The 25,035-nt window shown below is 61.6% G+C and carries 25 protein-coding genes; 17 read left to right on the forward strand and 8 right to left on the reverse strand.

Translation table 11 applies throughout. The features are described 5' to 3' along the window. Positions 1 to 63 precede the first annotated feature (63 nt). From AC245Y_RS20675 to AC245Y_RS20720, 10 genes are all read left to right on the forward strand, one after another. A complete protein-coding gene (locus AC245Y_RS20675) occupies positions 64 to 1,002 on the forward strand; it encodes an isocitrate lyase/PEP mutase family protein (protein ID WP_017995396.1) in 939 nt (312 codons plus the stop codon). Positions 1,003 to 1,069: 67 nt separating this feature from the next. Then, the gene (locus tag AC245Y_RS20680; protein ID WP_017995397.1) at positions 1,070 to 2,065 is read left to right on the forward strand and encodes an ABC transporter permease; all 996 of its coding nucleotides are present in this window, start codon (positions 1,070 to 1,072) and stop codon (positions 2,063 to 2,065) included. After that, positions 2,062 to 2,985 (forward strand): ABC transporter permease, encoded by a 924-nt coding sequence (locus AC245Y_RS20685; RefSeq protein WP_017995398.1) that lies wholly within the window; start codon positions 2,062 to 2,064, stop codon positions 2,983 to 2,985. Before AC245Y_RS20680 ends, AC245Y_RS20685 begins: the two co-directional genes overlap by 4 nt. 1 nt (position 2,986) lies before the next feature. Then, positions 2,987 to 4,012 carry an ABC transporter ATP-binding protein gene (locus tag AC245Y_RS20690; RefSeq protein WP_017995399.1) on the forward strand — a complete coding sequence of 342 codons (1,026 nt, stop codon included), beginning with the start codon at positions 2,987 to 2,989 and terminating at the stop codon, positions 4,010 to 4,012. A gap of 2 nt (positions 4,013 to 4,014) precedes the next feature. Then, complete coding sequence (locus AC245Y_RS20695) at positions 4,015 to 5,082, forward strand: ABC transporter ATP-binding protein (RefSeq protein ID WP_017995400.1); 1,068 nt, start codon at positions 4,015 to 4,017, stop codon at positions 5,080 to 5,082. Next, entirely contained in the window at positions 5,082 to 5,660 is a 579-nt protein-coding gene (locus AC245Y_RS20700) for a TIGR02444 family protein (RefSeq protein ID WP_017995401.1), read from the forward strand. The genes AC245Y_RS20695 and AC245Y_RS20700 overlap by 1 nt, the downstream gene beginning before the upstream one ends. 15 nt (positions 5,661 to 5,675) lie before the next feature. Then, complete coding sequence (locus AC245Y_RS20705; protein WP_157223165.1) at positions 5,676 to 5,858, forward strand: hypothetical protein; 183 nt, start codon at positions 5,676 to 5,678, stop codon at positions 5,856 to 5,858. Continuing rightward, positions 5,855 to 7,468, forward strand: coding sequence for an HAL/PAL/TAL family ammonia-lyase (locus AC245Y_RS20710; RefSeq protein ID WP_017995402.1), 1,614 nt, complete (start codon positions 5,855 to 5,857; stop codon positions 7,466 to 7,468). The genes AC245Y_RS20705 and AC245Y_RS20710 overlap by 4 nt, the downstream gene beginning before the upstream one ends. Before the next feature lie 85 nt (positions 7,469 to 7,553). Next, the gene (locus AC245Y_RS20715; protein WP_017995403.1) at positions 7,554 to 8,744 is read left to right on the forward strand and encodes an amino acid aminotransferase; all 1,191 of its coding nucleotides are present in this window, start codon (positions 7,554 to 7,556) and stop codon (positions 8,742 to 8,744) included. Positions 8,745 to 8,852: 108 nt separating this feature from the next. Next, positions 8,853 to 10,649, forward strand: coding sequence for an adenine deaminase (locus tag AC245Y_RS20720; protein ID WP_017995404.1), 1,797 nt, complete (start codon positions 8,853 to 8,855; stop codon positions 10,647 to 10,649). A gap of 72 nt (positions 10,650 to 10,721) precedes the next feature. Here the strand turns inward: AC245Y_RS20720 and AC245Y_RS20725 are convergent, their stop codons facing one another. Next, complete coding sequence (locus AC245Y_RS20725; RefSeq protein WP_012759309.1) at positions 10,722 to 10,979, reverse strand: CrpP-related protein; 258 nt, start codon at positions 10,977 to 10,979, stop codon at positions 10,722 to 10,724. A 221-nt stretch (positions 10,980 to 11,200) separates the two neighbouring features. Here AC245Y_RS20725 and AC245Y_RS20730 point away from each other — a divergent pair, with 221 nt between their 5' ends. The 4 genes from AC245Y_RS20730 to AC245Y_RS20745 all read left to right on the forward strand — a co-directional run bounded on the left by AC245Y_RS20730 (position 11,201) and on the right by AC245Y_RS20745 (position 15,312). Further along, the gene (locus tag AC245Y_RS20730; RefSeq protein WP_012759310.1) at positions 11,201 to 12,199 is read left to right on the forward strand and encodes a TRAP transporter substrate-binding protein; all 999 of its coding nucleotides are present in this window, start codon (positions 11,201 to 11,203) and stop codon (positions 12,197 to 12,199) included. A gap of 94 nt (positions 12,200 to 12,293) precedes the next feature. Then, positions 12,294 to 12,758: a TRAP transporter small permease gene (locus AC245Y_RS20735; protein ID WP_017995405.1), complete on the forward strand. Its 465-nt coding sequence runs from the start codon at positions 12,294 to 12,296 to the stop codon at positions 12,756 to 12,758. After that, the gene (locus AC245Y_RS20740) at positions 12,755 to 14,041 is read left to right on the forward strand and encodes a TRAP transporter large permease (protein WP_012759312.1); all 1,287 of its coding nucleotides are present in this window, start codon (positions 12,755 to 12,757) and stop codon (positions 14,039 to 14,041) included. Before AC245Y_RS20735 ends, AC245Y_RS20740 begins: the two co-directional genes overlap by 4 nt. Then, the gene (locus AC245Y_RS20745; RefSeq protein ID WP_017995406.1) at positions 14,014 to 15,312 is read left to right on the forward strand and encodes an aspartate aminotransferase family protein; all 1,299 of its coding nucleotides are present in this window, start codon (positions 14,014 to 14,016) and stop codon (positions 15,310 to 15,312) included. Before AC245Y_RS20740 ends, AC245Y_RS20745 begins: the two co-directional genes overlap by 28 nt. Positions 15,313 to 15,404: 92 nt before the next feature. Here AC245Y_RS20745 and AC245Y_RS20750 read toward each other — a convergent pair whose 3' ends face one another. The 7 genes from AC245Y_RS20750 to tsaD form a co-directional block, all read right to left on the reverse strand. After that, complete coding sequence (locus AC245Y_RS20750; RefSeq protein WP_017995407.1) at positions 15,405 to 16,262, reverse strand: LysR substrate-binding domain-containing protein; 858 nt, start codon at positions 16,260 to 16,262, stop codon at positions 15,405 to 15,407. 339 nt (positions 16,263 to 16,601) lie between these two features. Further along, complete coding sequence (locus AC245Y_RS20755; protein ID WP_017995408.1) at positions 16,602 to 18,281, reverse strand: glycoside hydrolase family 3 protein; 1,680 nt, start codon at positions 18,279 to 18,281, stop codon at positions 16,602 to 16,604. A 213-nt stretch (positions 18,282 to 18,494) separates the two neighbouring features. After that, the gene (locus AC245Y_RS20760) at positions 18,495 to 19,142 is read right to left on the reverse strand and encodes a class I SAM-dependent methyltransferase (RefSeq protein ID WP_017995410.1); all 648 of its coding nucleotides are present in this window, start codon (positions 19,140 to 19,142) and stop codon (positions 18,495 to 18,497) included. Continuing rightward, a complete protein-coding gene (locus tag AC245Y_RS20765) occupies positions 19,139 to 19,570 on the reverse strand; it encodes an EVE domain-containing protein (RefSeq protein ID WP_003543603.1) in 432 nt (143 codons plus the stop codon). Before AC245Y_RS20765 ends, AC245Y_RS20760 begins: the two co-directional genes overlap by 4 nt. 2 nt (positions 19,571 to 19,572) lie before the next feature. Then, entirely contained in the window at positions 19,573 to 19,866 is a 294-nt protein-coding gene (locus tag AC245Y_RS20770) for a YciI-like protein (protein WP_003543605.1), read from the reverse strand. A gap of 9 nt (positions 19,867 to 19,875) precedes the next feature. Then, on the reverse strand, positions 19,876 to 20,859 hold the full coding sequence (locus AC245Y_RS20775) for an NAD(P)H-dependent glycerol-3-phosphate dehydrogenase (RefSeq protein WP_017995411.1): 984 nt from the start codon (positions 20,857 to 20,859) through the stop codon (positions 19,876 to 19,878). Continuing rightward, on the reverse strand, positions 20,856 to 21,977 hold the full coding sequence (gene tsaD / locus AC245Y_RS20780; protein ID WP_017995412.1) for a tRNA (adenosine(37)-N6)-threonylcarbamoyltransferase complex transferase subunit TsaD: 1,122 nt from the start codon (positions 21,975 to 21,977) through the stop codon (positions 20,856 to 20,858). The genes AC245Y_RS20775 and tsaD overlap by 4 nt, the downstream gene beginning before the upstream one ends. 72 nt (positions 21,978 to 22,049) lie before the next feature. Here tsaD and hemC point away from each other — a divergent pair, with 72 nt between their 5' ends. The 3 genes from hemC to AC245Y_RS20795 all read left to right on the forward strand — a co-directional run bounded on the left by hemC (position 22,050) and on the right by AC245Y_RS20795 (position 25,034). After that, a complete protein-coding gene (hemC, locus tag AC245Y_RS20785; protein ID WP_017995413.1) occupies positions 22,050 to 22,979 on the forward strand; it encodes a hydroxymethylbilane synthase in 930 nt (309 codons plus the stop codon). A gap of 7 nt (positions 22,980 to 22,986) precedes the next feature. Further along, the gene (locus tag AC245Y_RS20790) at positions 22,987 to 23,694 is read left to right on the forward strand and encodes a uroporphyrinogen-III synthase (protein WP_017995414.1); all 708 of its coding nucleotides are present in this window, start codon (positions 22,987 to 22,989) and stop codon (positions 23,692 to 23,694) included. Between the two features lie 68 nt (positions 23,695 to 23,762). Beyond that, positions 23,763 to 25,034 (forward strand): COG4223 family protein, encoded by a 1,272-nt coding sequence (locus AC245Y_RS20795; protein WP_017995415.1) that lies wholly within the window; start codon positions 23,763 to 23,765, stop codon positions 25,032 to 25,034. Position 25,035 lies beyond the last annotated feature (1 nt).

The following is a 25,035-nucleotide window of genomic DNA, read 5'->3' on the forward strand; positions in this document are numbered from 1 at the left end:
ACAAGCCAAAGACGTTAAGACGACAGAATGAGCCCTGCGATGCGGGGCGATCGGAAAAGGTGGATGACGATGATCGGCAATCGCGAGAAGGTGAAGTTTCGGGACCTGGTTTCCCGCAAGCAGGTGTTCACGCCCTGCGTCTGGGATTGCTACTCCGCCAAGGCGGCGGAAATGGCCGGCTTCGAGGCGATCCTGCTCAGCGGCGCATCACTGGGATTCAGCATGTCCGGCGTGCCGGATCTTGGCCTGCACAATCAGGAGGAATTGGTCTACGCGACCGACCGCATCGCCGACTACTCGCCTCTGCCGCTGGTCATCGATGCCGATGACGGCTTCGGCGATGTCGTCCAGACCTTCCGCACCTGTTATCGTCTCGCCAAAGCCGGCGCCGGAGCCATCCTGATCGAGGATACGCCCAACGAACGCGGCTATGCGCGGTTCGGCCGCGCCATGGAGGCAGCGACCCTTGCCGGCAAGGTCGATGGCAACGTGCCGCATGAGGTCGTCTCGCAGGAGCTGTGGCTCGCCAAGATCAAGGCCTCGATCGAAGCTTGCGAAGGCAGCGATTGCGTGGTGATAGCGCGCACCGAATCCAAGCTCGAAAAGGGGTTGGACGACGCTATCGAACGCTGCGTGCGCGCCGCAGCACTCGGCGCTGAAATGACCTATGTGCACGGCCTGCGCACGTTGGAGGAATGCCGGAAGGTGGCCAAGGAATTGCCCGGCTGGAAAATGTTCGGCGATGTCGCGACCGTCAACGGCGTGCCCTTCGTGCGGCTCGAGGAAATCGAGGCGCTCGGCTTCAACCTGGTGACCATGCACTATCTCGAGAAGGGATCGATGTATGGCATGATGGATTACGGTCGGCATGTCTTCAAGGACCGCAGCACGCGTTATGCGGACGAGCATAGCATGGGCGGCATGACGCCTGCCGAGCAGAAAGCCTCGCTGGAGCGGGACAGCGGCTGGCTCGATGCCGAGGACAGATGGAAGGCGCTCTGATCCCGGAGACCGGCCGCTCTGCCGTCTCGTTTTGCGAAATCCGGATGCCGGTCCAGTCCGGCATTGGATGTTCCACCTAACAATCGGAGTCCGATCGTTGCGAATTGCCAAGCTCTCCTATCTGAAAGCGGTTGGCGTCCGGCTTCTGGCCGGCATTCCCGTCTTCCTGCTGGTGACGTTCTCGGCGACGGCGCTGTCGAGCCTGATGCCGGGGTCGGCGGCGCAACTGATCCTTGGAGAGAATGCGACGCAGGCGCAGATCGATGCGCTGAACAGCCGCTATGGTTACGATCTCCCGGTCTGGGAACGTTACCTCGGCTGGCTCGGACGGCTTCTGCAGGGAGATCTCGGGCAGACCATGTTCAGCCAGCAGTCGGTGGCAAAACTCCTGGTCGACCGGGCGGCGGTGACGTTCGAGATCGCGTTGCTTGCCATGTTCGTCTCGCTCCTGATCGGCGTGCCGCTGGCCATGTATACGGCCAGCCGTCCGGGCGGCATCGTCGATACGGTGCTGCGGGCGGTCTCCTCGGTCATGCTGTCGATCCCGACCTTCGTCATCGTGGTTCTGCTCGGTTTCGTCTTCGCAATCGTGCTGCGCTGGCTGCCGGCGACCGGCTGGGTTACCTTCAGCGACAATCCGGTGGGCAATCTCTACTACGTCGCCTTGCCGGTGATGTGCCTCAGCGTGCACCAGGCAGCCTATTTCTACAGGGTGAGCCGCAGCGAATTCGTCGCGATCCTCCAGGAGGACTATGTCCTCGTTGCCAGGGCCAAGGGCCTGCCGACGCGTTATATCCTGATGCGCCACGTGCTGCGCCCGGCCTCTCCCCAGGTGCTGACGGTGATGGGCCTGTCGATGACCTATCTGCTCGGCGGTTCCTTCATCGTCGAGAGCTATTTCGCGGTGCCCGGCATCGGCTGGACCGTTCTCAATGCGGTCAGCAGCCACGACCTGCCCGTCATGCAGGCCATCCTGTCGCTGACGGTGGTGATCTTCGTCGTGATCTTCATCCTGGTCGATCTCGGTTACGCGCTTATCGATCCGCGGGTGGACGTGTCATGAGCCGCCTCCAGCCAACACAAACGGACCTCGTGCCCGGCGAAGCGGTCGCATTGGCGGAGACGTTGAATGCCGCGATGCCGAAGACCGCGCGGTTCCGCATGCCGAGCGGCCATCCGATGGAATGGTTCGCCTTCGTGTTCCTTGCGGTCCTGATCATCTCCTCGGGTTTCGTGGAGTTCATTCCGGGTCTCGTTCGGGCAAGCTTTCCTTACGGCGATTTCTCGCAAGGTCCGGAATGGAGCCTGAACGGCCTGTTCGGAACCGATGCGCTCGGGCGCAGCATCCTGTCCCGGGTGCTCTACGGTGCGCGAACGACGCTCGCCATCGTCTCGGTCGCGACGCTGATCTCGCTGGTGATCGGCATGATCCTCGGAATGCTCGCCGGCTTCTATCGCGGCCCGGTCGAGCGGATCGTCGATCTCTATGCCAATTCCATGGCGTCGCTTCCGCCGATCCTCGTCATCCTGGCGCTGATATCGGTGACCGGAAATTCGGTTTTCACGATGATGCTGGCGCTTGGCTTGCTCGACATCGGAACCTATGCACGCATCGCCAAAGGCGGCGTGATTGCACAGAACGACCGTGATTACGTGCTGGCGGCACGCGCCATGGGCGCGTCGGACATGCGGCTTCTGCTGCGCGAGATCCTGCCCAATCTCGTTCCGGCGCTGACGGCCATCGTTCCGCCGCTGATGGCGGGGCTGATCATCACGGAGGGATCGCTGAGCTTTCTCGGTTACGGCATTCCAGCGCCGGCGCCAAGCTGGGGCGGGATGATCGCCAGCTCGACCGACCTGCTCAGCCGCTTTCCACTGCTGATCTTCGGACCGATCGTGGCCATCGTGCTGACGGTCTACTCGCTCAACACGGTCGGGGATTGTCTGGCCCGTCGCATGAACCATCGCGGCAGGGAACTCTGACATGAATGAGGCTGCGAACACCACCCCGGTCCTCGATTGTCACGATCTCTCCTGTCATTTCAGGTCTCCGCTCGGGCCGATCCGCGTGCTGCATGACGTCAGCTTCAGCATCCCGCCGCGCACGACGCTCGGCATTGTCGGGGAATCCGGCGCGGGCAAATCCATGCTGGTCAAGACGATCATGGGGATTGCGCCGGAGGGCATGAAAACCAGCGGCCGCATCCTTGCCGACGGGACCGATCTTTCGACGCTCAACGAGGCGAAACGCCGCGCTTTTCTCGGCCGCAAATTCGGGATGGTTTTCCAGAACCCGATGACATCCCTCAATCCGTTCGTGCGGGTGGGGCGGCAGATCGAAGAGGCGAGCCGCTTCCATCTGCGGCTCGGAAAGGCGCAGGCGATGGCGCTCGCGATCGAACTGCTGGCAAGCGTCGGCATTGCCGATGCCGCGGAATGTTACGGGCATTATCCGCATCAGTTCTCGGGCGGCATGAAGCAGAGGATCATGATCGCCACGGCACTTGCCTGCCAGCCGGATCTCTTGATCGCCGACGAGGCGACGACCGCGCTCGACGTGACGGTTCAGAAGGAAATTCTCGATCTGCTGCAGGTTATCCAGCAGCAGCGGCAGATGTCGATGATCCTGGTGACGCACAATCTGGGCGTCGTCGCGGGACGCACCGACGACATCCTCGTGCTCTATGGCGGGCATGTCGTGGAATACGGTCCGACGGAGACCGTCTTTTCCCACCCGCGCCATCGCTATACCGAGGCTCTGCTTTCGGCGATGCCGCGCATGGACCAGCCGGCTCATACGAAACTGCGCACGATCCCGGGCCGTCCGCCCGATCTCGCCGACCCCGCGCCCGGATGCCCGTTCGCGCCGCGCTGTCCCGCCGCCGAGGCCCGCTGCCATGCCTCGATGCCGCCGATGACGACCAGTGCAGACGGCAAGCATCGCTTCGCCTGCTATGTGCCTGTTCAAACCGGTGACGCAACCGACGCCGCGGTCGAAAGGAGGGCATAGTCATGAATGACGAGGCTTCCGGCCAGGCCGTCGATACAGGTGCTGCAATGCATACCTTCGATGCTTCCTTACGCGACGACGCGCTTTTGAAGGTACGCGATCTCTCGGTCAGATACCGCCGCGGCGGCAAGACCTTTGTTGCGGTCGACGGCGTCTCCTTCGACGTGGCTCCTGGAGAAACGCTCGGCCTCGTCGGAGAGTCGGGCAGCGGCAAGACGACCATCGGCCGTGCCCTTCTGAAGCTTCTGCCGAAGGCGGATACGAGCGTCGCCGGCGACGTCGAATATGACGGTCTGAATGTTGCCGATCTGTCTGCTTCCGATCTTCGCGCCATCCGCAGCAAGATGCAGATGATCTTCCAGGACCCGATTTCTTCCTTCAATCCGCGCCGCAAGGTGCAGGATATCGTCGGAGAAGGCCTTGAGATCCAGGGCATCCGCAAAGCGGAAAGACTGGAAAGGGTCGATCGTGCGCTCAACGATGTCGGCATGAGCAGGACGATGGTGGAGGGCCGCAGGCCGCATCAGTTTTCCGGTGGCCAGTGCCAGCGCATTGCGATCGCGCGGGCGCTTGCCGTTGGGCCGGAGCTGATCGTCTGCGACGAGCCGGTTGCATCTCTCGACGTGTCGGTGCAGGCGCATGTGATCAATCTTCTGCAGGATATCCGCCAGAATCGAAATCTGGCGCTGATCTTCATTTCCCACGATCTTGCCGTCGTGCGCAATGTCAGCGACAGGGTCGCCGTCCTCTACATGGGCAAGATCGTCGAGATCGGAACCGGCGACGCCATCTATCAGCGTCCGGCGCATCCTTATACCCGCATGCTGCTGGAAGCCGTCCCGGTTCCCGATGCCAGCCGGAAGATCGTGCCGAGCGCAACGCCGACGCAGGCCTCGTCGCGGAGCGCGCCGCCGTCCGGATGTCGGTTCCGCCTGCGTTGCCCACGCGCTCAGGCGGTCTGTGCGGGAGAGGAACCGAAGCTTGCGTCGATGCCCCACGGCCAATTCGCGGCCTGCCATTTTCCTCACGACGAACCGGCGCCCGGAATGAAGACGGCGGAACAAGCGTGATGGAAAAAGCCCCTGATGCATTCGCAGAAAAAACGGTGGCAAGCGGCAACGCGCGCTCAGAACGGGATACCGGACCCGCGAGGCGTGCTGCTTTCTGTGCCAATGTGTTCGATGTCATGGTCCGGCTCTATGATGAACCCGGCATCGCGTCCTGGTGCCTCGAAGCCCAGAACAGTCATGCGGTGGACGTGCCGTCTCTGCTGTTCTTCGCTCTTGCGGATAGTGACGGACACGGCGCGGATGACGGCGACATGCAGCGGCTTCTGGAACGTGCCGGCGAATGGCGCGCGGTTTTCGTCCTGCCGTTGCGACATCTTCGGCTAACCCTGCGTCAAGGCCGCAGGAACACGGCAGAGATTGAATTTTACGAGAAGATCAAGGCAGCGGAGTTGGAGGCGGAACGGTTGCAGGTCCGGCGTCTGGCCGACGACTTTCTCCCGCTCGAAGGGCCGGGCGGGCTGGCAGCCCGTTATCTCGAAACGATTTCCATGCCGGAACCCGAAGCAGGGACGTTGGTCGGACGGCTTCGAGCCGCCGCCAAAGCCATCTGCCGCGGCTTTCCCCATCATGCGCACTGAGGATCTGAAGACATCATGAGCGATTTCGACGCCGTCATGACAGGAACCATCGTCACCGAAGAAGGTGTCACGGAAAACTCCGTCGCCGTCACCGGCGGCATTACCGCTGCGATCGAGACAGGCTGCGCTCCCGGCGCGCGTGTTCGATTTCGGCACTTACCTTCTCACACTTATCGAGCTTCAAGGACATCGAGATGAACGCCATAATTTTAGACGGTGACAGCCTGACGATCAAAGATACCGTTCGCATCGCGCGCCAGGGCGCCAAGGTAGCGCTCGCCGATGCAGCGCGCGCCGAAATCATCAAGGTGAGAAACTATATCGAGGAAAACTGGCTGACCGAAAACGCGCCGCCGACCTACGGTTTCAACACCGGCGTCGGTAAGCTCAAGGATTATGCCATCAACCAGGCCGACAACGACCGCTTCCAGCTCAATATCGTGCTCTCGCATTGCTCCGGCATCGGAGAACCGGCATCGGAAGAAATCGTCCGCGCCATGATGGCCGTCCGCATCAACGCCTTCTGCCTCGGAGTTTCCGGCCTGCGGATCGAGGTGGTCGATCGTCTCGTTGAGATGCTGAACCGCGGCATTCATCCAGTCGTGCCGATCCAGGGATCGGTCGGCGCGTCTGGCGATCTGGCGCCGCTCGCCCACATGGTTTCGGTGCTGATCGGATATGAGGAGGCGGAAGCCTATTACCAGGGCGAACGCATGCCGGCGCCGCAGGCGCTGGAAAAGGCCGGCATTTTCCCCCTTGTTTTCGATCTCAAGGCGAAAGACTGCCTTGCCCTCATCAATGGCAACAGCCTCTGCGCGGCCATGGCGGTTCTCAACCTCCACGACGCCGAGATGCTGATGAAGACGGCCGATGCGGCCGGTGCGCTCAGTCTGGAGGCGATCCGCGGCGAGCAGGCGGCGTTCGATCCCCGCATTCATCTCGTGCGCAAGCAGCCCGGGCAGATCGCGACTGCGGAAAATATTCGTCGCATTATCGAGGGCAGCCGTCGCACGACCGAGGCAGCACGTGCGGTACGCCTCGAGGACGATATTCTGCATCCGAAACACACCGCCCGGATCCAGGATCAGTATTCCTTCCGCTGCCTGCCGCAGGTGCATGGAAGCTGCCGCGACCAGCTGGAGCACGCCAAGGAGCTGGTCACGCGCGATCTCAACGCCGCGACCGATAATCCGCTCGTCTTCTGGAACGAACTCGGCGCGCTGGAATTCCTGTCCGGCGGCAACTTTCATTGCGAACCCATCGCTTTTGCCATGGACTTGCTGACGATCGCTTTGGTGGAAATCGGCAATATTTCAGAGCGCCGCCTGTTCTCGCTCTGCGATACGACATTGAACTACGGCCTGCCGCCGAATCTTGCCGGCAAGCCGATCGGCCTGAATTACGGCTATGGCATCATCTCGACGGCTGCGGCGTCCGTCGCATCTGAAAACAAGACGCTGGCTTTCCCCGCCGTTGCCGATACCATCCCGACCAAGAGCAGCCAGGAAGACCATGTTTCGATGGCGACATGGGCATGCCGCAAGACGCGTCAGGTGGTCGACAACATGCCGAAGATCCTTGGTGTTGAATGCCTGCTTGCGGCCCGCGCCATCTTCCTGACCGAAGAGGCACTCGGCGGCTACAAGCTCGGAGCCGGCAGCCAGGCGCTCTATGACGCGCTTCGCGACGCGATCCCGTTCCAGCAGGAGGACAGCTACATGCCCAAGCAGACCACACCGGCTCTCGAGATCGTGCGGTCCGGCGCATTTCTCGAGGCCATCGAGAACAAGATCGGCGCGCTGAAATAGGCGGGCCGGCTGATTTGCGCCGCCGCCGCATCATGAAGCGCCGGCATTTCATCGCCGCCTGCAATTCCCCTGACCGGAGAGAACCATGTTCGATGATCTGATAATGCCGCCAGCCGACAAGATCCTGTCGTTAATGCCGATTTTCCGGCAGGACAGTCGTTCGAACAAGATCGATCTCGGCGTCGGAGTCTACCGGGACGCCTCCGGTACGACGCCGATCCCGCGGGCGGTGAGAGAGGCAGAAAAACGAATCCATGCCGCGCAGGCGACCAAAGCCTATGTCGGCCCGGCCGGAGACCCTGTTTTCTGCGATCTCGTCGGCAGGCTTGTCTTCGGCGAAGCCGCACCGTGGGAGCGAATTCGCGGCATCCAGACGCCGGGCGGGGCGGGCGCCCTGACGGTGCTCGCCGGCCTGATCTCCCTGGCGCGCCCGGGTGCTGCGGTCCATGTGCCCGATCCGAGCTGGGTGAACCATGTGTCGATCCTTGAAGACAACCGGCTTCGGGTCGTCACTTACCCGTACCTCGATCGCCGAACAGGCGAGGTGGATTTCGACGCCCTGCTCGATCATTTCTCACGATCGGAGCGGGGCGACATCGTGTTGCTGCACGGCTGCTGCCACAACCCGACCGGCGCCGACCCGAGCCGTTCGCAATGGCAGGCACTGGCAGAGATCATCGCCGAGCGCGGGCTCGTTCCGCTGGTCGATATCGCTTATCAGGGGTTTGGCGAGGGTCTCGAGGACGATGCCTTCGTGGTACGGCTGCTCGCCGGCATGGTTCCGGAAATGCTCGTCTCCTCGTCATGCTCGAAGAATTTCGGAATCTATCGCGAGCGCACAGGTGCCGCATTCATTCTCGCCGCCAACGCGGATCGAGCGGATGCAACCAAGGCGCAACTCACGGTGCAAGCCCGTGTCGTCTATTCGATGCCGCCGGATCATGGCGCGGCTATCGTTCGCACCGTCCTGGAAGACCCCGCACTCGCGGCCGACTGGCGCGCCGAACTGGACGGAATGCGCTCCAACATTCTGTCGCTGCGCCAGGGGTTGGCTGCCTCGTTCCGGCGTTTCACCAATGGCAGCGATTACGATTTCCTCGCCAGGAACAAAGGCATGTTTTCGCTGATCGGCCTGACACCCGGAGAAGCCGTGATGCTGCGCGAGCGCCACGCCATCTACATCGTTGAAGACGGACGCATCAATATCGCCGGGTTGCAGGCCAGCCAGATCGACACCTTTGCGGAAGCGGTTCTGGCAGTTCGCGGGAAACTTTGATCGGCATCCGTTTGAGGCCAGAGACAAGAACTATTCGTACTTCCCTCCCCTGACGGCGTTCCTTACAATCTCGCCAGTCCTCCCCCGAGCCCTGGAAATGAGGTTTACATGAGCACGCTTACCCGCTTCTCCGTTCAGCCGCTCTCGACCATGACCCGCCGCCTTGCCGATGTCGCCTCCGCTCGTCGCGAACCCGACCTGGTCATCCAGGGCGCGCGCGTCTTGTCCACCTATTCGGAGCGCTTTCTCGACGGACGCGAAGTCTGGATTTCGGGGGGCCGCATTGCGGCCGTGAAGCCGGTCGGCAGCTACAGAGGCGGGAGCGCCAAGCTCTACGACGCCAGGGGCGGCATCATCGCGCCCGGTCTGGTCGATCCGCATATCCATATCGAATCCTCGATGGTGACGGCCTGCGCCTATGCCGAAGCGGCGCTCCTCAACGGCACGACGACGATCTTCTGCGACAGCCACGAGATCGGCAATGTCATGGACGTCGCCGGCGTCGAGGCCATGCTCGAGGATGCACGGCAGGCGCCGCTGTCGATCTTCCTGACCGTGCCGAGCACCGTGCCGGCGACGACGCCGGATCTGGAAACAGCCGGTGGCGACCTGACACCGGACAAGATCGCCGCCCTGTTCGACAAGTGGCCGGAAGCCGTGGCTCTCGGTGAGAAGATGGATTTTGTCCCCGTTGCAATGGGCGACGAGCGCAGCCATGCGATCCTGGCTGCAGCACTCGAGCGCGGCAGGCCGGTGTCGGGCCATGTCTACGGACGGGAGTTCGTTGCCGCCTATGCCGCATCCGGCGTCACCGACACGCATGAAGCTATCGACCGCGACATTGCCGACGACCTGCTGGAAGCCGGCGTGTGGATCTTCCTGCGCGGCGGCCCGCCGACGACCCCCTGGCATTCGCTGCCGCAGGCGATCAAGACGATCACCGAGCTCGGCGCCTCCCACAAGCGCGTTGCCGTCTGCACCGACGACCGTGATGCGGAAGATCTGCTCGCCTTCGGCCTGGACTGGGTAACGCGCGAAGCCGTGAAATACGGCATGAGGCCGGAACAGGCCTGGGCGATGGGTTCGCTGCACGGCGCGACGCGGTTCGGCATGGAAGGCGAAATCGGCGGTCTGGGCGGCGGACGCCGCGCCGACCTGGTGCTTCTCAGCGACGACCTTACGCCTGTTAGCACCTGGTATGGCGGCGAGCTCGTCGTCGACGGCAAGAAGATCACGCCGATCCTCGACGAAGCCCTGTCGAAACCGTATCGCTATCCGGACGCCGCCTACCACACGGTCAAGCTGCCAAAAAATCTCAAGCTGACACCGGACCTACCGATAGAGACGGTCGTCGCTCATACGATCAAGACGGAGCTGCCTGGCATCACCCTCGGCCATGTCACCGTCACGCTGGAACCGGCCAATGACTGGCAAGCCCATTTCGACAAGCACGACCTCTGCTTCGTGACGGTGGTAGAACGTCACGGCAAGTCTGCCGGCAATGTCGCCCACGGACTGCTCAATGGCTTCGGGCTCAAACAAGGCGCTGTCGCATCCTCGGTCGGCCACGACAGCCACAACATCATCGTCGCCGGCACCAATGCCGCGGACATGCAGGTGGCGCTCGACGCGATCGAAGAAAAGCAGGGTGGCGTCTGTGTCGTGATGGACGGCAAGGTGACGGCCATGGTGCCGCTGCCGATCGCCGGGCTTTTGTCCGACAAGCGCGTGCACCAGGTCGCCGACGAGGTAAAGGCCTTGAAGCTCGAATGGGAAAAGGCAGGCTGCACCATCGCCTATATGGGCTTCAACCTTATCCCGCTGTCGGTCATCCCGGAAATCCGGATAACCGACAAGGGCCTGGTGCTGGTGCCGGAAATGGTGATCTCGCCGCTCTTCGAATAGACCTGAACGCTGGTAATCCGATGGTGAAAGAGGTGCCGATCCTTCGCCGTGACGAGGCAGGAAAACCTAACGTTACGCATCGAGCGCACCTCGTTTGGCAATCGAGATCAGCTCCTTGAAGTGCGCAGCAATCCTACCTTCGCGGCTAGCGTCCTCCGCTTCCCAACCGAACTTCCACGCGTCGTGACGCGCAAGCCAATCCCCGAGGGCGCTGGTATCACCAGTCGGCATCCTATGGGCGGCGAGGTATGGGTTTTCGTGAGCCTTCAGGCCGAGCACCCGCGCCCTTGAGCCTGCTTCCTGTAAATCGATCAGCTCTTCAATCGTCATGCGCGATCCCCCACGATGCCGGCGACGGTAGCATCGCAGTCCGCGCATGCAAGTGAATGCTAATTAATGGGTTAATTTGGGACAGTTGCGTGACAAGCGGCGCAGCATAACGATCTGATATAGCAACATAACGTTTCCTGATCGAAGACGTTGCTTTACCGATTGTACCCCTGAGAAAGGCCGCACATACTCTTGGTCATAACAATGACAAAGAGGGTAACATGTTAGAATTCAATATCATGCGGGCTCACGCCGGTCGCCTTTCCATGTCCACCATCGCCGGCATCATGTTGCTTTGCACCGGCCAAGCGAATGCCGAAACTCTTCGGCTCGCCCACGCATCGAGCTCGAAGAGCCTCATTCAGGAGGCTGTCGTCATGTTCGCCGACAAGCTCGCCGGCGAAACCAAGGGCGGCCTTACCGTCCAGATTTTTCCAGATGGTCAGTTGGGCGATGAGGGACCGATCGCCGATGGTGTCGGCTCCGGCTCCATCGATATCGGGTTAGGCGGCGTTGCCGATGCGATCGATCCGAAGCTCAACGTCGTCACCTTGCCGTTCTTGTTTTCCGATGCAAACGCAGCGCACACCTTTCTCGACGGACCAGTCGGGAAGAAGGTCTTCGACACGGGTGCCGACAACGGCTTCAAGATGCTCGGCGCGCTTGATTCCGGTTTCCGCCAATTTGCAACTGTCAGCAAATCAATCGCGACGCCGGAGGATATCAAGGGTCTGAAGCTGCGCACGCCGCCGAACCCCGTCATTCTCGCAACCATCGAACAGCTGGGTGCCCTGCCGCAATCGATTCCATTCGGGGAGGTCTATACCTCGCTGCAATCGCATGTGGTCGACGGCGTGGAGCCGGAAATACGCGATTTCGCGGATCAGAAATGGTACGAAAGCGCGAAGTTCCTATCGGTCTCGAACTATATCTGGACGCCGAATTACTGGTTCATGAACAAGGAGCGCTTCGACGCTCTGAGCCCGGAAAACCAGGCTGCGGTGACCAAGGCAGTCGAAGAGACGACGATCTGGTACCGCGGAAAACTCGACGAAGTCTATGCCCAGGTCATTGAGGACCTCAAGTCGAAGGGCGTCACCGTAACGACGGTGGACACGACACCCTTCCGTGCGATGGTTGATCCTGTCTATGTGAAATTCGGGGCGGAATGGGGCGACGATCTGGTGTCGTCCGTGCGCTCGGCAGCAGCCGGAAAATAGGCAATGCCTGCGGCGAGGATTCGATCGGTCCCCCGACGTGTCCTTGCCGTATTCGTTGCCTGTGCAGCCACGTCCTCCTTTGATGGAAAGCCCCATGAAACGCCTCGCTTCTTCAGCGGTCTTCGTGATGACGATCGTTGGTGTCCTCGTTGTCGTCGCCCTAATCCTTTCTACCGGGCTTGGTGCCGTAGGCCGGTATCTCGGTCTTTCCGGAATCACTTGGTCATTTGAAATGGTCGGCATCCTGTTCTTGTGGACGACCGCGATTGGTGCTGTTCTGTCGGAGGTCGCCGGCGAAAACGTTTCCATCGACGGCAACACGTCCACCAGTGGCCGGAACCGCTGGTTTCGCATCTATCACAATCTCATCCTGCTCACCGTTGCCGCCGCCTTTCTGTGGAGCGGCAAGGCCATGCTTGCGCGCACGGGATTTGTTCCGACCCCCGTTATGCGCGCGCCGAGTTGGACCGTTCAGAGCATCATCGTCTTCATGGGCGCCACTCTCGCCATCATCGCCATTGCGCGCATCGTTTCGGCATTCCGGGAGCGTGTCCGATGACGCTTCTGGTTCTCTTCGGCGTCTTCGCCATTACGCTTTACACTGGTGTGCCGGTCGCATGGTCGATCGCGTTTTCCACCCTTGTCGTCATTTATTTCGGTCTGGTTCCGCTCCCACCCTCCTGGTTTGCGCAACAGGTCTATATGGGAGCCGATTCCATTTCATTGGCGTCCATCCCGCTGTTTCTCGTCGCCGGCGGCATCATGAATGAGGGTGGCCTGACACGCCGGATCATCGACCTTGCCAATGACATGGTCGGATGGGTGCGAGGAGGATTGGGTGTCGTCAATGTCGCGACCTGCATGATTTATGGAGGAATTACCGGATCGGCCACGGCCGACACGGGTGCTGTCGGCGCCATCATGATCCCGGCGATGGCCGAACGGGGCTATCCAAGAGACTTCGCTGCAGCAGTTACGGCCGCAGCCGGCACGCTCGGCATCATCCTGCCGCCAAGCGTTGTGATGATCATGTACGGGGTCATAACGGATACGTCGATTGGTGGACTATTTGCAGCAGGCATCATTCCGGGTCTTATGTTGGCGGTCACATTCATGCTCACGGCCTGGTGGGTTGGGGTGAAGGAGAACTTTCCAAAGTCGGAGACCCGTCCGACCGTAACAAGCTTCAGCAAGCACCTTTTGCGGGCACTTCCTGCGTTAATGATGCCTATTGCGGTTCTCAGTTCCATGCTGAGTGGGCTTGCTACAACGACGGAGGCTGCCTTCGTGGCAGTGGTCTGGGCTCTTCTGGTCGGAGGTGTCCTCTATCGCGAAATTACCTTAGCCGGCCTTTGGAAGATCGGGGCGGAGACGGTACGCATGACCGGCGCGATCATGATCATCATGGCTGTTTCCGTTCCGTTTTCCTGGATACTGACCGTCGAGCAGATTCCGCAATGGACCGCCGGGCTCCTTCATGCTTGGGGAGCCGGTCCGACCATCACGATCCTGCTCATCCTGGCGCTTTTGACCTTCGTCGGCACCTGGGCGGACCTTGGGCCTTCGCTGATCATCCTTGCACCGATCGTTCATCCGATCGGCGTCGAAGCAGGGCTTCAGCCATATCAACTTGGTCTGATCTTCACAATGGCGCTGGGTATTGGATTGTTCACGCCACCGGTGGGCACCAACATCTTCGTCGTCTGCAACGTCGCCAAGGTTGGAGTGAACGCTGTCACTCGCCGACTCATTCCGTTCTTCATCACCAGCAACATCTGCCTTTTGCTCGTCGCCTTCATTCCAGAGACGACGGAATGGCTTCCGCGTTACTTCGGGTTCTAGCAACCGTCCGTGGCCGCAACGAATGGACAAATACGATGACGAAACATCTGGTTGGGGGAATCTCCAGCGCCGGGCGGGCCTTGCCACCCATGGACGGCAAACCCTTTGTCGCCCGACGGTCCCAAGGCGCCTATATCTGGGACGACAGACAGCGCCAGTATATCGATACGGCGCTCGGATTTGGGGCCACGGTGATCGGCCATGCGAATCCGCTGGTTGTCGAGGCAGTCACTGCCGCCCTGCGCAATGGGCCGATGCCGGCCTTTGCCCATGATGGAGAGGAGGAAGCTGCCGGCGTGCTGACCGCTGCGACGCAGCATTTGTCGCGGGCGATCTTTACCAATACCGGTAGCGAGGCCGTTCATCTCGCCTGCCGGCTCGCTCGCGCTGCCACGGGCCGCTCCTATATCGCAAAAATGGCTGCCGGCTATGACGGCTGGTATGACGACGTTACGCTAGGCCAGGCGGGATCCGCCGATGCGGCAATGCTCACAAACGCACGGCCGGTGCACGAGCGAACCACGCTGCTGCGCTTCAACGACTTCGATGATGTCGATCAACTGTTCGCAGAAAACAGTGACATCGCTGCCGTTATCCTGGAACCGATGCTGGCCAATGCGGGATGCATCCCGGCAGCGCCCGGATATCTTGCTCATGTGGAAGCGACGGCGCGGCGCCATGGCGCGCTTGTCATTCTCGATGAGGTGCTGATGGGATTTCGCACGCGTTTCGGGCTGACGGGGCATAGCATGGAGGTGGAAGCAGATCTGGCCACCGTCGGCAAAGCCATCGGCAGTGGCGTCGCAGTGGCCGCTGTCGTCGGTCGACCCGACCTCATGGCGCTTGCAGAAGAGGGTACAGTCAACCGCGCCGGGACTTACAGCGGCAATCCTGTGGCCACAGCCGCCGTCACCGCAACGTTTCAGCTTCTGAGAGACCTCGATTACGCTGCCTTGCTGGCGCGCGGCGAGCGGTTAAGGCATGGCATAAATTCAGCTTTCGCCGGTTATGGCAGGGCGGTTACAACCTCTGGGGAGGGGTCTGTGTTCACAATCTGGTTTGCCGATAGCCCGCCCTCGAACTACGCAGAGACGCTGGACAGGGCAAATGCCGTCATGACCCTCAAACTTCATGAGGCGCTGCGCCGCCGCGGGCTGTTGATCATGCCGTTTGCCTTCGGTCGTCTCTATCTTTCCGATGCCCACACCGATGGCGTTATCGACGACATGATCGCTATTTTTGAAGACGCCGCAAGAGACATGGCGGCTTAGCCAATTTGCTGTTTTGGGATCCTGAAAACCATATGCCTTGCAACTGGCCGTTTACCGGATCGCGACCCTGATCACGGCGACAGTAGATAGTGTCAAAGCTGCTGAAAATGCGAGCGGACGAAGCTGGCGACCGTGCGAACAGCGGCGCGCGCGCCATGTGGAACGAGAAGGGCGATCTCAAGCGGTTTCAGCAACGGCAGGCCGTCGTCTTCCGCGGTCAGACGGCGGTGTCGCGACGCCACAACCGAGGCCGGCAAAGCTGTAACCGCGGCACCCGCATCCAGCGCCGCCTGAATCGACGGCAGATGTGAGGATGTCCATGCTGCTCGCCATCCGATGCCGGCCTGGGTGAGAGCGTGGACGATATGGGGCCGTGCCCGACAATCTTTCTCTGGAAACAAGGCAAGAGGGAGAGGCCGCTGCCGCTCAATCTGCCCATCTGGAGGTCCGCACCAGACCAGCGGCTCGCGACGCAGCAACTCGCCGACGATCGAATCCGGTGCACGAGTGATGATAGCGAGATTGATAGTGCCGTGTTCGACCATCGCCTCGAGGGAGCGGGAGAAGTCGCACTGGATCTCGACTTGGATACGGGGATTGGCGCGCGAAAACTCTTCGATCAAAGGCTTGCCAAACAGCTCGATGTAGTCGTCCGGCATTCCAAGACGGACATAGCCGCGCATGGCACCTGGATCGAGCGCTGCCAGCGCCTCGTCCTCGATCGCAATGATACGGCGGGCATAGCCAATCAGGATCTCGCCTGTTTCAGTCAGGTGCACGCCGCGTCTTGTCCGGTCAAACAGCTTCCGCCCGATCTGTTCTTCAAAACGGGCGATGATGAGACTGACGGCCGCTTGCGACCTGCCGATCCTCGTCCCTGCTGCAGTAAAGCCACCGGCGTCGGCCACTGCCACGAAGGTCGCCAGCGCATCTGTGTCGAAGTGCTGCATTTTGAACCTTGGAACTCGCTATGGGACGTGCGGCAAGCTGATCGTTCCGACTAAGCGGTCTTCACCAAAAGACCGCCGGACTGCAGATATCATTCTCCCTTTCCTCAGGTGAGTAAAGCGCTGGCCATGATGCGAACACGCCGACGCGCGCGAACGTCCAACGACGAGATCACTCTCTACAAGGCAGTCGGAACGGCGTTGGCTGATCTTGCCGCCACGATGGTGTATGAAGCCGCCTTTGATCGCCGGCTGACATCTTCTGGTCGGGGCGATCGCGAATGATCGGAACGCGCCTGTTGCCCCGTTCCAATAGGTCGGCAGCCTCTGCTCCCCACGACTTCAATAGCGCGCATCTTCAAGGCCACAGAAAGGGTCTACCGGGTTGATGCCGAGGAAGGGCTTGCGACCGAGCATACAATCAACGACGGCTTCCTGGACGCTGTCCATGGTGGAGTACGCATTGATATAGGCCGGTACGCGCGGCGCATCATAAAGGTGATAGGGATGCCCAAAGGAGATCATTACGGAGGGAATATTCGTCCAGGGTCGGTACATGGCCTTGAAAAGGCCTCCACCACCCATCCTATGCCAGTCGACGAATATCCGACCTCGCACGAGTAGCGACTCGTCGCCTAGCGCGTAGAGGACGAGGTCGAAGTCGTCGGGGGTCGGCACGATGTCCGGTCGGTCGATCGTGACTTCGAAACCTTCCTTCCGCAACAGCGCGGGTAGCAAGAATTCCAGTGGCTGCGGCATGAGCGGATGAATGATGCCGCCGTCGACCAGCAGCACGCGCTTTGTTTTCGCCGGATCGAGCGGAAAGATACCATTGACGTCCTTCACAAGCGTAGGCGAGCGGCCGATGTATTCCCTTGATGCTGCGACATTGTCTGGATGCGCAAGCAGGTGGCGCGCTTCCGCCGCATCGGGGAGGACGTCTGACGGTTGAAAAAGTTTGAGATGGGCCTTGAGCGCCAGCACGCGAAGAACCGCTTCCTCAAGTCGTTCCGGAGTAATTCGCCCATCTTCGATGGCACCCTTGACCGCCGCCATATCCTGCTCAGGTTCATCGCTGAAGAGGATCATGTCGCAGCCATTCGCGATGATATCAGGCAGCGTATCGAGGTGGTGGCCCCAGGCGGACAACCCTCCCATGGGTGTCGCGTCAGAGACGATGATGCCATTGAAGCCGAGTTCATTTCGGAGAAGATCAACGTTCAGCAACCGGGAAACCGAGGCCGGTCGGAAAGCCTCAAGCCCGGCATCTGGCATCTTCGACCGAATATAGGCCGGAAGCGAAATGTGCCCACTCATGATTGCCAACACGCCTTCGGTGATCAGCGTTCTATAGAGCCGACCGAAGGTTTCCTTCCACTCGTCCATGGAAAGCGGATTGGTCGTCGTAACGAGGTGCTGATCGCGGTCGTCATATCCCTCGCCCGGCCAGTGCTTTGCGGTCGCCGCAACGCCATTTCGTTGGAGACCGTGAACATGGGCAACCGCGTGCCGCTCGATCTTGTTGACATCGGAGCCGTATGATCGTGTACCGACGATCGGTGATCGGAACGCGGTATTTATGTCGATGACTGGCGTGAAGGACCAGCGCACCCCCATCGCGCGGCCCTCGCGTGCCAAGATTTCTGAACTTTTCTCGGTCGCCTGGACGTCATCGACGGCGGCAAGGCCAAGTTGGCCCAGCACCGGAGTGCCGAAAGCGAAGGAATGACGGCTGCCTTCAAGGTCTGCGCTGATGATGGGCGGGACTTTGCTCTTGGCCACGAGGTCAGAGATGACCCGCCGCTCGAGCTCGAGGTCAGCCGTGAAGAAGCGGGTTACGCCGCCCGGCCTTAGTGAAGCAATGCGTTTGAAATCCTCCTCATCCGTCCCGATCATGATCAAGGTGAAGAGTTGGCCGATCTTGTCATCGAGATCGAGCGAGGCATAGACATCGCGGATCCAGGATATCGCAGCGTCGTCGAGGTTGAACGGCGCTTTGCGAAGCTCGTCGTAGATCGTCATAAGTTCCCCCGTTGATCAACGCTCTGCGGATAGCCCGTGTGAATATGCACGCTATCCCGTCATAAGCCAGCGCGGTGATGTCAGGTTAAGTTCGTCGGGAACATTTTGGATATCGAGGGTCGGCTTGAGCAGTCGCTTGAGCAGCGGGCGGCGAAGCGACGGCCGCTTTAGTTCCCCCTGAATGGCCTGGGACATCAGGCTCTCATTTTTGATCTAGGAAGCGAAGCGCCACACCGTCGTCTTTTTGATTTCGCTGTCCTCCAGCGCCCGCGTTACCGGCACCTCATAAACCGCGCAGAATTCCAGCTGATCCCGCGGCAGATAGCTACGTCCGGGATCGCCGACCAGCACCCGCTTCCCGTCGGCTGCCAGCTTGGCGAACCAGGGAACGAGCGCATCGGCGAAAGCGCGGTCGTAGAAGACGTCGCCGGCAAGCACGATATCCGTATCGACGGCCTGCCCGATCAGATCGGCGCCGGTAAATCCGAGTGAAACGTGATTGGCCTCGGCATTCAGCCGGACTGCCGTCTCCGCCCAGGGATCGATATCGCTAGCCATGACCTCCCGGGCACCGGCCATCACAGCCGCAATGCCGACAAGGCCGGAACCGCTGGCGAAATCAAGCACGCGCTTGCCGCGCACCGCTTCCGGATGATCGAGAACGTAGCGCGCCAGTCCCTGGCCGCCCGCCCAGGCAAAAGCCCAGAAGGGCGGCGGCAGGCCGATCGCCTCCAGCTCCTCCTCCGTCTTCAGCCAGAGTTCATGCGCCTCACTCGCCAGATAGAGCGAAATCTCCGGCACATGCGGTGGCGGCATCAGGCTGGTGTTGGCGCGGATAAAAGCTTGCGGATCAGTCTTCAACGCGGCGGGTTGTCCAGTCCGCCCATGCGGCAGACTTCGAGATATTCTTCCTCGGTGACCGGCTGTACCGAAAGCCGCATCGAGGTGACGAGCGCCATCTTGGCGAGCTTCTCGCTCGCCTTGACATCCTTCAGCGTCACCGGCTTCGGCACGTCCATGACGGCGCGGATGTCGACGCAATCCCACTTCGGATCGCCCTTGGCGGAAGAATCGGGATGCGACAGGGCGCAGACTTCGACGATGCCGACGATCTCCAGTCCATCATTGGAATGATAAAAGAACCCTTTGTCGCCGATCTGCATCGCCCGCATGTTGTTGCGCGCCAGATAGTTGCGGACGCCGGTCCATTCCGTGCCCTTTTCGCCGGCAGCCTTCTGCTGCTCCCAGGACCAGGAGGCGGGTTCGGATTTATAGAGCCAGTGCGCCATGCTCACGCCTCCGGTTTGTTGAAGACCCAGTTATAGGCCTTGACGTCGACGCTTTCGAATAGTCCGGCCTTGGCATAGGGATCGGCATCGGCAAGCGCACGCGCCGCCTCTTTCGATTCCGCTTCGACGATGATCAGGCTGCCGCAGGGCTTGCCGTCGTCATCGAGAAACGGGCCGGCGATCTTCAGCGTACCCTCGGCATTCAGCTTGTTCAGATGCTCGATATGCGTCGGACGCGTATCCATGCGCACGTTCAGGTGTCCCGGTTTGTCCTTGCAGAGAAGGGCGAAAAGCATGTCTGTCTCCTATTCGGTGGTGATCGGACGCGTCATCAGCTGCTCTATCGCCTCTGATATATCGAGCTTGCCGTCAATGATGGCGGAAATGGCATCGGTGATCGGCATGCTGACCTTCAATTCCGCCGCAAGCCGCGAGGCGACGGAGGCGGCAAACGCGCCTTCCACCAGCGCACCCTGCAGGGGATCGGTCTTTTCGCCGCGCCCGAGCGCGATGCCGAAGCGCAAGTTTCGCGATTGATGGCTTGTTGCCGTCAGCACCAGATCGCCGAGGCCGGAAAGCCCGCGCACCGTATCCGCCTGGCCACCCTTGGCGACGACGAAACGCGACATCTCGGCAAGCCCGCGCGCAATCAGCGCCGCACGCGCGGAATCACCGATGCCACGGCCTTCAACGATGCCGCAGGCGATCGCCAGCACATTCTTCAGCGCGCCGCCAAGCTGCACGCCGATCCGGTCGTTGGAGGCATAGAGCCGGAAGGTCCGGCCTGATATGGCCTGAGCCAGCCGCTCCGCGATCTCCATGTCGGCTGCCGCAATCGCCATCGCCGTCGGCAAGCCCTTGGCGATATCGGCGGCAAAACCCGGGCCGGAGAGCACGGCGACCGAATGGTCCGGCAGTTCCCGTTGCAGCATGTCGGTCAAAAGATTGCCGGTCGCCCGTTCAATACCCTTGGCACAGGTAACGACGACAGCATCCTTGGTTAGATAAGGGCCGTATTGCCGTGCCGCATCGGCCTGCGCCTGCGACGGCATCGCAAAAAGCACGATGGAGGCACCAGCGATCGCATCCGCCTCGGCGGAAAATTCCAGCGTATCGGGCAGGAGAATGCCGGGCAGCACCGCATCATGCAGCCGTTCGCTCTTCAGATCGGCAATCAGCGCCGGATTACGCCCGACGAGTGTCACGGCGCTGCGGCCGGCAAGCGCGATGACGGCGGCAAGCGCCGTGCCGAAAGCCCCCGATCCGACGACGGCGATGTTTTCACTCATGCCTTGGCCCCTCGTTTTCCAAAGCCGATCAGCGTTTCCGCATTGGAATCGAGCGGCCATCGCGAACGCGGCTGCACGTCGAGCGTATCCGGTGCGGCACCGGTCGCCATCCGTTCCAGTCCTGCCCAGGCGATCATCACGGCGTTGTCGGTGCAGAGGTGCAGCGGTGGCGCGACGAAGCGGAAGCCGTTCTTGTCGCACAGTGCCTGCAGTGTGCCGCGCAGTTCGAGATTGGCGGCGACGCCGCCGGCAACGACGAGCGCCGGCTTTTCGCCAGTCGCTGGGCCAGTAGCAGGGAATGTCGCGGGAAATTCCGTCTTGAACCGCTGCAGGCCACGGCCGATACGGTCCTTCAGCGTCCGCGAAACCGCCTTCTGGAACGAGGCGCAGATATCCGCCACGTCCTGATTGCTGAGCGGCGCGATATCCTGCGCCGCCTGCCGCACTGCCGTCTTCAGGCCGGAGAAGGAGAAGTCGAGCCTTGCCTCGCCGACCAGCGGCCGCGGAAAATCGAAGCGATCGGGATTGCCGTCCCGCGCCATCCGCTCCACTGCCGGTCCGCCGGGATAGGGCAGGCCGAGCAGTTTTGCCGTCTTGTCGAAGGCTTCGCCGAGCGCATCGTCGATCGTCGTGCCCCAGCGCTCGTATTGCCCGACGCCGCGCACCAGGATGAGTTGGGTATGGCCGCCGGAAACCAGCAGCATCAGATAGGGAAAGGAAAGCCCGTCCGTCAGCCGCGCCGTCAGCGCATGACCTTCGAGATGGTTGATCGCATAGAGCGGCTTGCCGGCAGCTCTGGCGATCGCCTTGCCGGTCATCAACCCCACCAGCAGCCCGCCGATCAGCCCCGGCCCCGAGGTGGCGGCGATGGCGTCGACATCGTTGAGCGACACATTGGCGCGCTTCAGCGCCTCCTCGATCAGCTCGTCCAGTGCCTCGACATGGGCGCGTGCGGCGATCTCGGGCACCACGCCGCCATAGGCGCTATGCTCGTCGAGTTGGGAAAGCACGACGTCCGACAGCACGTTGGAATGCCCCTCAGCATCGCGCTCGACGACCGCCGCGGCGGTCTCGTCGCAGCTCGTTTCGATGCCAAGGATGCGCAGAAAGGGAACCATGAAGCCTGTTCGTTGATTGCGATGGGATGGAAACCCGTTTACGAGAACTCCGGTAACAACGGAATAGAACGGATGCAAACAAAACCTTTCCGGATCGGCACGCGGGGCAGCCCGCTGGCGCTTGCCCAGGCGCATGAGGCCCGCGACAGGCTGATGGCGGCGCATCATCTGCCCGAGGACATGTTCGAGATCGTCGTGCTGACGACCAAGGGCGACCGCATCACCGACCGGTCGCTGGCCGAGATCGGCGGCAAGGGGCTGTTCACCGAAGAGCTCGAACAGAAGCTTGCCGCCGGCGAGCTCGATTTCGCCGTGCATTCCGCCAAGGATATGGCGACGAAGTTGCCTGAGGGGCTTTATCTGTCCGCCTATCTGCCGCGCGAGGATATCCGCGACGCCGTCATCGGCCGCACCGCGCGCAAACTGATCGACCTGCCGCATGGCGCCACCGTCGGTTCATCCTCGCTCCGCCGCCAGGCGCTGATCCGCCGCATGCGGCCTGACATCAACGTCATCACCTTCCGCGGCCTGGTCGAAACCCGCCTGCGCAAGCTCGAAGAGGGCGAGGTTGATGCCACCCTGCTGGCGCTTGCCGGCCTGAAGCGTCTCGGCAAGGTCGACGTGCTGACCGATATCCTCGATCCCGATACCTTCCCGCCGGCGCCGGCGCAGGGAGCGATCTGCATCGAAAGCCGCATCGGCGATACGAGGGTCGACGATCTGCTGGCGCCAGTTAACGATGGCCCGACTTTCGACACCGTCTCCTGCGAACGTGCCTTCCTCGCCGCGCTCGACGGCTCCTGCCGCACGCCGATCGGCGGTTATGCCGTCTGCGAAGGCGACCTGATCCGGTTCTCCGGCCTCATCATCACCCCCGACGGCCGTGACCAGCATGCGGTGACGACTGACGGCCACCGCCGCGATGCGGCGGCACTCGGCACCCGCGCCGGCCAGGACGTGCGCGCCAGGGCCGGCAGCGCCTTTTTCGACGACTGGCACTGAAGCGGCCATGCGTGTGCTCGTCACCCGCCCCGCGCATTCGGCCGAGCGAACAGCACAACGTTTGCGCGATTTGGGCCATGAGCCCTTGCTGCTGCCGCTGCGTCAGCCGCTGCACGACAGCGCCGCAGCCGCAGGCGCGCTTGCAGCCACCGGCAGCGCAATCGCGGTGACCAGTGCCGAAGCCATCAGGGTCCTCTCCGCGCTCGGCGAGCAACTTCACCCGCATCTCGCCCGTCCGCTTTTTGCGGTCGGCGAAACGACGGCGGAAGAAGCGCGCAGCCTCGGCTTCCGATCGGTCGCCTCATCCCAAGGCAATGGCCGCGATCTCGCCGATCTCGTCGCGACGCAGGGAGCGGACGGGTTGCTTTATCTTGCCGGCATGCCGCGCGCCGAAACTTTCGAAGCAGGATTGCGCGAACTCGGCATCCGCTTTTCTATCGCCGAATGCTATCGCATGCAGCCGATCGTTCCCGGCCAGCCCGAGATCGAAGCGATTTTCTCAAGGTCTCGTCCTGAGGCCATTCTCTTCTATTCCCGGCAGACGGCCGAGGATTTCTTTCGCGTGCCGGAACTGCGATCAGCCGTGCCGGAACACAGCGGAATCCGCATTCTCTGCCTTAGCGAGGCCGTTGCGGAGGCCATTCCGGCGGCTTTGAAAAAAAGCGTCGAGATTTCACCGATGGCGGATGAGAAAAGTCTTCTGTCGCTGCTTTGAATGCTCTAACCGCCCAAATTTGATCTAACCTCTTCCCTTAACTGGCATCACTGTCTAGTTTCGTTGCAATGCAGGATAAAGAGGACCTCATGGTATCGGGAAACCCGCCACGCCATTCGAAGAGCGCCGACGAACCGGTCACGATCGACCTCGATGCACAGGAATTCGCCGCTGCGGCCGATACCGAAAAACCGGTGAACAATGAAACTGCCGACGCCGACAGCACCGCTGCCGCCGATGTCGGCCTGCCGCCCGAAACCGAGACTGCGTCGCATGCCGAAGATGAAGAGAAGCCTGTGATGGAGGCCCCGGAGGAGGAACCGGCAGCCCCAGAACCGTCCTTTACCCCTCCTCCCGAACAGCCTGAGCCAAAGAGCGCCGGCACCTCCGGTCTCATTGCCGCGGGCATCTTCGGCGGCCTCGTGGCGCTGCTTGGCGCCGGCGCCATCCAGTATGCCGGTTACCTCCCAGGCTCCTCCGCACCGCAGACGACCTCGCCGGAGACGGCCAATCTTGCCGGTGAGATCGACGGCCTGAAGCAGTCCGTCGCCAACCTTGCCGCCAATCCGGCGAGCACAGATGACGGCGAGCTTGCGAAACGCGTCGCTGCGCTGGAAACGGCTGCAAAAGCTCCCGCAGCCGGCGCACCGGCCGATTCCGCAAATGTCGAGGCACTCAACCAGAAGATTGCGGAGCTGACCGGTCAGGTCGACCAGCTGCGCTCTACGCTTACCCAGTCATCCGAGCAGCAGACGACGAACGGCGCCGATATCGCCAAGCGCCTCGAAGAGGCCGAAAAGAAGCTGAACGAGCCGCGCGAGGACGTCGCCGTTGCCCGGGCGATCGCGGCTGCCGCCCTGAAGGCGGCGATCGATCGCGGTGGCCCGTTCCTGGCCGAACTCGACACTTTCGCCGGTGTCGCACCCGACGATCCAGCCGTCGCCGACCTTAGAGCCTTTGCCGAAACCGGCATTCCCTCACGCACCGAGCTGGTGGGCGAGGTTCCCGATGTCGCCACCGCGATCGTCGAAGCCGTCAACCAGCCGGACCCCAATCAAAGCTGGTCGGACCGGCTGATGTCGAGTGCCAAGTCGCTGGTGAGCGTCCGTCCCGTCGGCAATATCGAGGGCGAAAGCGTCGAAGCCATTGCCGCCCGCATGGAGGAGAAGGTGAAGAACGGCGACCTGCCCGGTGCTTCCGCCGAATGGAACAACCTGCCGGCTCTCGGCAAGCAGGCCTCCGCCGCCTTCAAGCAATCGCTCGAAGCGCGCATCCGCGTCGAGGAACTGGTCGGCGGGGCGCTGTCGAAAGCGGTCTCCGGCACCGGCAAGGAGGGATGAG

This window comes from Rhizobium sp. SRDI943 (assembly GCF_057653695.1).